This window comes from Deefgea salmonis (assembly GCF_020531905.1).
GTDB lineage: Bacteria > Pseudomonadota > Gammaproteobacteria > Burkholderiales > Chitinibacteraceae > Deefgea > Deefgea salmonis.
The window spans coordinates 87,716-95,384 of the sequence record NZ_JAJAWG010000008.1 but is presented as its reverse complement, the minus strand read 5'-3'; the positions used below and the strand labels follow the sequence as shown (position 1 = coordinate 95,384).

Genomic DNA, 7,669 nt, shown 5'->3' with positions numbered 1-7,669 from the left:
TGCTAATTTGTACAACTTGGCTTTAAGGCGGGTTAAAACCCGCCCTACAGGATGGATTTAACTCCACCCTCCACTTCTTGCGATCTGTCAGACTTGCGTCTAACTGATCATTTTGAGAGTGTAAGCACTTGTTTGACTGGCAAACCAAGCACTCACACTCATCGGCTGTATTTTGTTAAAGATCAGTGGCTTAGGACACACAAAACAACCTAGAAACCGGTGTTTCGTTTGCTGTGTCAGCAGCAGAGAGGCCGAAATATACGGCAGCCCTGCGATCACGTCAACACCTTGTGGCAAACAAAATCGCATTAACACGCTAAGTTGTTGAATTTTAAAGCATCCAATTTCAACATTAATTCTGATGCACTGCCAAACTCAGGCAGCCACGGAGATAAACGATCCGCATCCTATCTAGATGCACTGCAAACCAACAGTCTTATGCGTCATTGCACCGTATCAATTGATTAAGCTAGGGCATTACTTGTTTGATTTGCCTGCGTGAGCGGATCAGGCGCAATCAAGTGATGTATTGATATTTTTTGTCGAGTTATTTTAAAAGTTTAAAATATAAGGAGAAAATCAACACCGCCGCATCCTAAATGAGCAAATCAAACTTTATTAGCGCAGCGAATACAGAATCCACCACGATGAATCAAATAGAATTCGCAGCGGAGAGGTAAGTCGCACTTCTATAGATCAACAGAAGCCTCCGAGCTCGGTACCGTGCTTATACAGAGAAGCGTGACACAAAAAGATGGCATAGGCTTTAAACCTGTGACATCACACTGGTTTGAGCACTAGCGTAGAGAGTCAACCTGCTCGGTTTGCGCGAATGAAACCATCGCTAACTCACCAACCTGAATTTCACACCACCACCTGCAAAGTACTTGCCTCTCTGCACTCCAATAAAAAACATACATAGAAAGAAATAAGTAAATATACACAGATACATAACTACAGCAAGTGACAGAATTTAAGTTTTCTACTAGCATGAAGCCACCTATCTAAGGCGAAAAGCAATATGGTGACCTTGATTCAACGTTTGCCGCAGGCGGGTTTGTGCACTTTATTACTGGCTTTGTTAACCGCTTGTGCTGCCCCTTCTCCGCCAACGCCGCCAATGCTGACGGCAAGTCAGCTTTCTTTAAGCGCCCTGTCTCAATCGCCCGAGTTTGCACGGGGTGCTTGGTGGCAGGCTTTGCGTGATCCGGTACTGGATCAATTGCTTGCACAGGCTTTGGCGGCCAATCCCAAACTCACGCTAGCTGCGGCCAAAGTAGCGGCAGCCCGAGCCAATGAGGCGATTGCTGCCAGCGGTAGTGGGCCAACGGTGAATGGACAGGCAGCGCTGAATCGCCAACGCTATAGCGCCGATGGTTTGATTCCACCGCCGATTGCTGGCACTTGGCAAACTTATTCACAAATCGGTTTAAGCCTGAATTACAGCTTTGATTTATGGGGCAAGATTCGTGAACGCGTTGCCGCTGCCGCTGGCGCCAGCCGCGCTGCCGAGCTAGAGCAAGCTAGCGCGCAGCAATGGTTGGCCGCCGAGGTGGTAACGCAATATTTAGTTTGGCGCGCCGCGCAGCAAGAAATCATTTTGCAACAAGCGGCTTTACACGCCAGCGAGCAGTTGGCGCAAAAAAGTAAAATCCTAAAACGCGCCGGTTTAGTCAGCCGCGATGCGCAAAACGAACAAACCTTACTCCTTGCCGAGGCGCGCACTGCGCTAATCGCCGCGCAACTAGCGAGCAGTAATGCGCAAGCAGCTTTGGCGGCGCTCACGCTCAGTAGCCAAGCCAGTTTGGCAGCGCAAGCCCCGCGCGCTTTACCGGCGTGGCCGATTAATACGGCTGATTTGCGGCTCAATCAATTGGCGCAGCGCCCGGAGTTACTCGCCGCCAAGTATCAAGTTGAAAGCGCTGCGGCTTTAGTTCGCGCGGCACAGGCGGATTTTTATCCCGATATTTCTTTATCAGCACTCATTGGTTTGTCGTCTTTATCGACCGCGACCTTGTTCGATTCGGCCTCTCGCCGCTTAGGCGTAACGCCAGCCATTAGCTTGCCAATCTTTGAGGCGGGCGCTTTGCAGGGCGTGCTGGATTTGCAGCATGCGCATTACGCCTCAGCGATTGCGATTTATAACCAAACCTTGCTCGATATCGCCAATGAGAGCGCGACCAGTTTGGCGCGCCAACAGGCGGCGCTCAAAATCGAAGGCGAGGCCAAACTCAGCGAAACCGCTGCCGAACAATTGGCCAATAGCGCTCGATTACGCCAACGCGCCGGTTTGTCGCCAGCGAGTGACACCTTGCAATCGCATTTGTCGCACGTGAATTCGCGCTTAGCTTTATTACAGGCGCAACGCGACCGCCTGATTGCCCAAACCAGCCTGATCCGCGCCATGGGCGCAACTGACTCGAAGGAAAACCCATGAGTGAATCGTTGACTCCCACAAATAATGCCTCCCCCAACGCCGACACGCCCAACGTTGACCCGCATCGCCGCCGCCGCTCGCTCATCGTCGCCAGTTTGCTGCTGCTACTGATTGCTGGCGCGGTGTTGTTGTATTGGCTATTGGTGCTGCGTTATGAAGAAAGCACCGATGATGCGTATGTGGCGGGCTATGTCACCCAAATTGACTCGCGGATTGGCGGTACAGTCAGCGCGGTGTATGTACACAATACCGATATGGTTAAAGCCGGTGATTTACTGGTGAGCTTAGATGCCAGCGATGCCACGCTGGCCTTGGCGCGGGCAGAATCGGCGTTGGCGCGCGCGGTGCGTGGCGCACAAGTGGCACAGCAACAAGTAACGCAGCTAGGGGCCGAAGTCGCACTGCGCGAAGTGGCACTCAAGCAAGCCAGCGACGATTTACAACGCCGCCGCATCGCCGCCGAGGGGCAAGCGATTAGTGCCGAAGTATTGCAACACGCCGAGCAGGCCAAAGCCTCCGCCCAAGCCGCACTTGAAGCCAGCCAAGCAGCGCTGCAAGCGGCCAAAATGCAAGTACTCAGTGGTGTAGTGCGTGATTATCCCGAAGTTAGCGCCGCGGCCGATACACTGCGCGAGGCGTGGCTTAATCGCCAGCGCACCGATATTCGCTCCCCGGTTGACGCGCAAGTAGCCAAACGCGCCGTCGCCGTTGGCGCACAAGTGGCGCCCGGTTCGCCACTGATGGCGTTATCGCCGTTATCGAATGTATGGGTCGATGCCAATTTAAAAGAAACGCAAATTGGCCCAATTCGCATCGGCCAGCCCGTCACCTTAACCGCCGATTTATACGGCAGTTCAGTCCAGTTTGATGGCAAAGTTGCCGGTTTATCGCCCGGCACCGGCAGCGTTTTTTCGCTACTGCCGCCAGAAAACGCCAATGGCGACTGGATTAAGATTGTGCAGCGTTTGCCAGTGCGAATTACCCTTGATCCGCAGCAATTAGCCAAGTATCCGCTGCAAATCGGCTTGTCGATGAGTGTTACGGTCAATACCCATGATCAATCAGGCCCGCGCTTGGCTAAACCTAGCAATGGTCAGCCCGTCGAATCAACCAATCTGTATGCGGTATCGTTGCAGCAAGCCAATCAGCATATTGATGCCATTATTCAAGCCAATCTGGCCCCTGCCGCTGGGCGTAAAAAATGAGTACCGTGTCGCCACTTTATGGTTCAGCGCGAATCTGGGCGACGGCGGCGCTGGCGCTCGCCACCTTTATGCAGGTGCTCGATACCACCATTACCAATGTGGCGATTCCGACCATATCGGGCGATTTGGGCGCATCGGTTACCGAAGGCACGTGGGTAATTACGTCGTTTGGCGTGGCTAATGCCATTTCGGTGCTGCTATCGGGCTGGGTGGCGCAGCGTTTTGGCGAGGTTCGAGTGTTTATGGTCGGCGTGATTGGTTTTGTGATCACGTCGTTTTTGTCTGGCATTGCCCCGTCGCTAGATATGCTGATTTTTTTCCGCGTGTTGCAAGGCTTATTGGCTGGGCCGCTGATTCCTTTGTCGCAAAGCTTGCTGCTGGCGTGTTACCCGCCCGAGAAAAAAACGCTGGCACTGGCTTTATGGGCAATGACGATTATTTTAGCGCCAATTGTGGGGCCGATTTTGGGCGGCTGGATTACCGATAATTGGGTGTGGGGTGGGATTTTCTTTATCAATGTGCCGGTCGGTTTGTTTGTGGCTGGCGTGGCATTTTGGCAGCTCAAGGGCCGCGAAACCGCCAAACTATCACAGCCGGTTGATCGCGTTGGGTTGGCGTTATTGATTATCACCATTTGTGCTTTTCAAATCATGCTCGATTTGGGCAATCAATATGAATGGTTTAGTTCGAACCGCATTATTGCCTTGGCGATTATTGCGGCAGTGGGCTTAGTGTTTTTATTAATTTGGGAACGCGACGAGCCTTATCCTGTGTTGGATTTGGCCCTATTTAAACATCGCAATTTCACCATTGGTTCGTTGAGTTTGAGCTTGGGTTTTTTGATGTACTTTAGCTCGATCTTATTGCTGCCTTTATTAATGCAAGAGCATTTAGGCTATACCGCCACGATGGCAGGGCTGGCTTTAGCGCCAGTGGGTTTATTACCGGTGGTGTTGTCGCCGTTAATTGGCCGCTATTCCTGCAAAATTGATTTGCGCTTATTAGTCAGCTTGGCGTTTTTGGTATTTGCCGGCTGCTATTACTGGCGCACTTTTTATACGCCAGCGATTAGTTTTGGCTGGTTGGCTTGGCCGCAGTTTGTGCAAGGCGTTGGCGTGGCGTGTTTCTTTATGCCACTAACCGCGATTACTTTATCCGGTTTGCCGCCAGAACGTATTGCTTCGGCAGCGAGTATGTCCAACTTTATGCGCACCATGTCTGGCACCATCGGTGTATCGCTGGTCACGGCGATGTGGGACAACCAAGAGAAGATCCATCACGCCAATCTGGTGCAGCAAATCAACCCCTACAATCCAGTGGTACAAGACAGTTTGTCTGGATTAATGGCGCATGGCTTTAGTATGCCGCAAGCGCTTGGGCTGATTAACCAAAAAATCACCCAGTTGGGCTTTTTTATGTCGGCCAATGATATTTTTGGCTTATTTGCCGTGCTCTTTATTGTGCTGATTGCCTTAGTCTGGTTCGCGCGTGGGCCATTTAGCGAAAGCCAAGACGGCGCTGGGGCGGGGTAATGTATTGACCAAGGTCATCGACCCGCGCGCATTCCACCATGTTCTGGAATGCGCTGTGCGCCGATGGAATATGCTCCGAATCGGAGAAATGCGTTGCGCTTATTCCATCCGATACACACTGAACTGATTCAATCCAATACTAGCGGATCAATCGTGCGCGGGGTCCTCCCAAGTGCTGATGATGTTACCGTTTTCGTCCATGATTGCACGTAGAGCAACCCCGTAGGCTTTAAAACCCAACCGCGCATCGTGTTCGCGGTAATTGAGGCTGTCGTGTTGGTGGCCGTGAAAACTCTTTTGAATTCCCATAGACTGCCCAAGTCGATCCAGCACCGAAAACCCCCAAGGATGGCAGCTCGGTGCTTCGTGCGTGACCATGATGTCGGCTTTTTCGTGGGCTAGCGCTTGGTAATCGGCATAAAAAATACTGCTGCGCTGTTTGCGTGGCAGGCCACCTCGCCATTGATTGGCTTTGCCGCAGTGTTGCAGATAATGTGCTGGGCTGGCATACACCGGATGATTGGGCGGCATCCAAATGTGGCCCCGAAAAATCCCACCTAAACCGGCGATACGCACGCCAGCGATTTCAACCACGCGGCCGTGTAAATTGCGGTCGGCCATGCCCGAATCCCACAAATTGCAGTAGTCGCGCGTGCCGTCAGTGTCGTGGTTACCGTGGATATACCATACCTCGGTTAAGTCAATGATGTCGGCCAATACGGTTTCGAGCGGCTGTGGCGCTTGTAGATCGCCGAGCAGCACAATGGCATCCGGACGATGCTGCTGCACCGCCGAAATAACATGCCCAAATTGGCCGTGGACGTCACCACAGAAAAAAATCATTCACTTCTCGCCTGTTTCAAAACGCTACTCATGGGTGAGCCTTGCCGCAAAGCTCAGTTGTCAGCAATCAACCCAACGTCAACAGACCCTAGATTAAAGCATACTGGGTACTTCGCGCTAGCCATTCAGCAAGCGTGTTTGACGTGCATGCGGCAGCAGCGTAGTCTAACGACCCCCTTACAGGCCAACCACGCTCCATTATGACTTATTCAGCCTGCGGCATCGATTTTGGTACTTCTAATTCAACGGCGGGCATTGTGCGCCCAAGCGGCGCGATTTTATTGCCCCTTGAGGCCGACAAGCTCACGCTGCCATCGGCGGTCTTTTTTAATTTGGAAGAAGACCGTTGGGCTTATGGCCGTGCGGCGTTAGACGAGTATTTAGAGGGCTACGAAGGCCGCCTAATGCGCTCAATGAAAAGTTTATTAGGTAGCAGCCTCATGGATGCGGGCACTGAAATTGGCGGCCAGCATTTATCGTTTAAAAACCTCATCGGCCAATTAATCGGTGAAGTCAAAACCCGCGCCGAACAATCGGCGGGCCAATCATTTGATGCCGTGGTGCTTGGGCGACCTGTGCGGTTTGTCGATGACGACGATGCGGCAGACGCCGAGGCTGAAGCCACATTGGGCGAAATCGCCCATGGTTTGGGCTTTAAAGAAGTCAGCTTTCAATTTGAACCGATTGCCGCTGCGCATGATTACGAGCAACGCATCGAGCGTGAAGAGCTGGTGCTGGTAATTGATATTGGTGGTGGTACGTCGGACTTCTCTTTGGTGCGTTTATCGCCAGAAAGACGGGGTATTGCCGACCGATCGGCAGATTTATTAGCTAGTGGCGGGGTACATATAGGGGGTACTGATTTCGATAAGCGCCTCTCGCTCGCCTGCGTCATGCCTGAACTGGGTATGGGCTCGCGACTCAGCAATAACGCCGAATTACCCAATAGTGTGTTTTTCCACTTGGCCACTTGGCATACGATTAACTTTGCGTATACCCGCAAGATGTGGCGTGGCTTTCAAGATGTCTCGCCGGAAGTGGTCGACAATGTGCGCTTTGAGCGCTTGCTGAATGTGATTCGCAGCCAAGCGGGCCATCATTTAGCTATGCGCGTTGAAGAGGCCAAAATTGCGCTGTCTGAGCAGCCTCATTTTGCATTGGATTTAGTCGAAGCCGAAAAAGGCCTGATGGCGCAGATTGAGCGCAGCCAATTTGAGCAAGCGATTGCACAAGAAACCGCCCGAATTTGCGCGGCAGCACAAGCCACACTGGATGTGGCCGGCATCAATGCCAACCAAGTTGATACCTTATTTTTTACTGGCGGCTCATCAGCGGTACCCGCCTTGCGCGCCGCCTTAGCCGAGCAATTCCCAGCGGCCCAAGCAGTAGAGGGTGATCACTTTGGCAGCGTCGGCTGCGGCCTCGCCGTCGTTGCGCAACAGCGCTACGGCTAAGAAGGCAGGGAGTTGGGATTAGGGAGTCAATTCTAGACTACACTCCCCACTCCCCACTCCCCAATCCCCAATCAAAGCCCCATCGAGCAGATATCGTTGGTATTTTTTTGTTAGCACAGTTAAACTGCGCCCCTGATCGCTCCCTACCAATCGGCGCGTTGCTTGCCTCATCGAAAACCTTCGACACGCAAGCCACCC

At 52.4% G+C, this 7,669-nt stretch carries 5 protein-coding genes; 4 read left to right on the top strand and 1 reads right to left on the bottom strand.

Features of this window, described 5'->3' with window-relative positions; all coding sequences use genetic code 11:
- The first annotated feature begins 1,021 nt into the window (after positions 1 to 1,021).
- Genes LG219_RS12245 through LG219_RS12235 form a run of 3 tightly spaced genes read left to right on the top strand, consistent with a single transcriptional unit; the run spans position 1,022 to position 5,174 of the window.
- A complete protein-coding gene (locus LG219_RS12245; RefSeq protein WP_226764768.1) occupies positions 1,022 to 2,437 on the top strand; it encodes an efflux transporter outer membrane subunit in 1,416 nt (471 codons plus the stop codon).
- Positions 2,434 to 3,642, top strand: a complete 1,209-nt coding sequence (locus tag LG219_RS12240; RefSeq protein ID WP_226764767.1) for an HlyD family secretion protein — start codon at positions 2,434 to 2,436, stop codon at positions 3,640 to 3,642. Before LG219_RS12245 ends, LG219_RS12240 begins: the two co-directional genes overlap by 4 nt.
- Positions 3,639 to 5,174, top strand: coding sequence for a DHA2 family efflux MFS transporter permease subunit (locus LG219_RS12235; protein ID WP_226764766.1), 1,536 nt, complete (start codon positions 3,639 to 3,641; stop codon positions 5,172 to 5,174). Before LG219_RS12240 ends, LG219_RS12235 begins: the two co-directional genes overlap by 4 nt.
- A 147-nt stretch (positions 5,175 to 5,321) precedes the next feature.
- On the opposite strand, the gene LG219_RS12230 is transcribed toward LG219_RS12235, so the two are convergent.
- Positions 5,322 to 6,017, bottom strand: coding sequence for a metallophosphoesterase family protein (locus LG219_RS12230; protein WP_226764765.1), 696 nt, complete (start codon positions 6,015 to 6,017; stop codon positions 5,322 to 5,324).
- A gap of 200 nt (positions 6,018 to 6,217) precedes the next feature.
- On the opposite strand from LG219_RS12230, the gene LG219_RS12225 reads away from it, so the two are divergent.
- Positions 6,218 to 7,471 (top strand): Hsp70 family protein, encoded by a 1,254-nt coding sequence (locus LG219_RS12225; protein WP_226764764.1) that lies wholly within the window; start codon positions 6,218 to 6,220, stop codon positions 7,469 to 7,471.
- Positions 7,472 to 7,669: the final 198 nt, after the last annotated feature.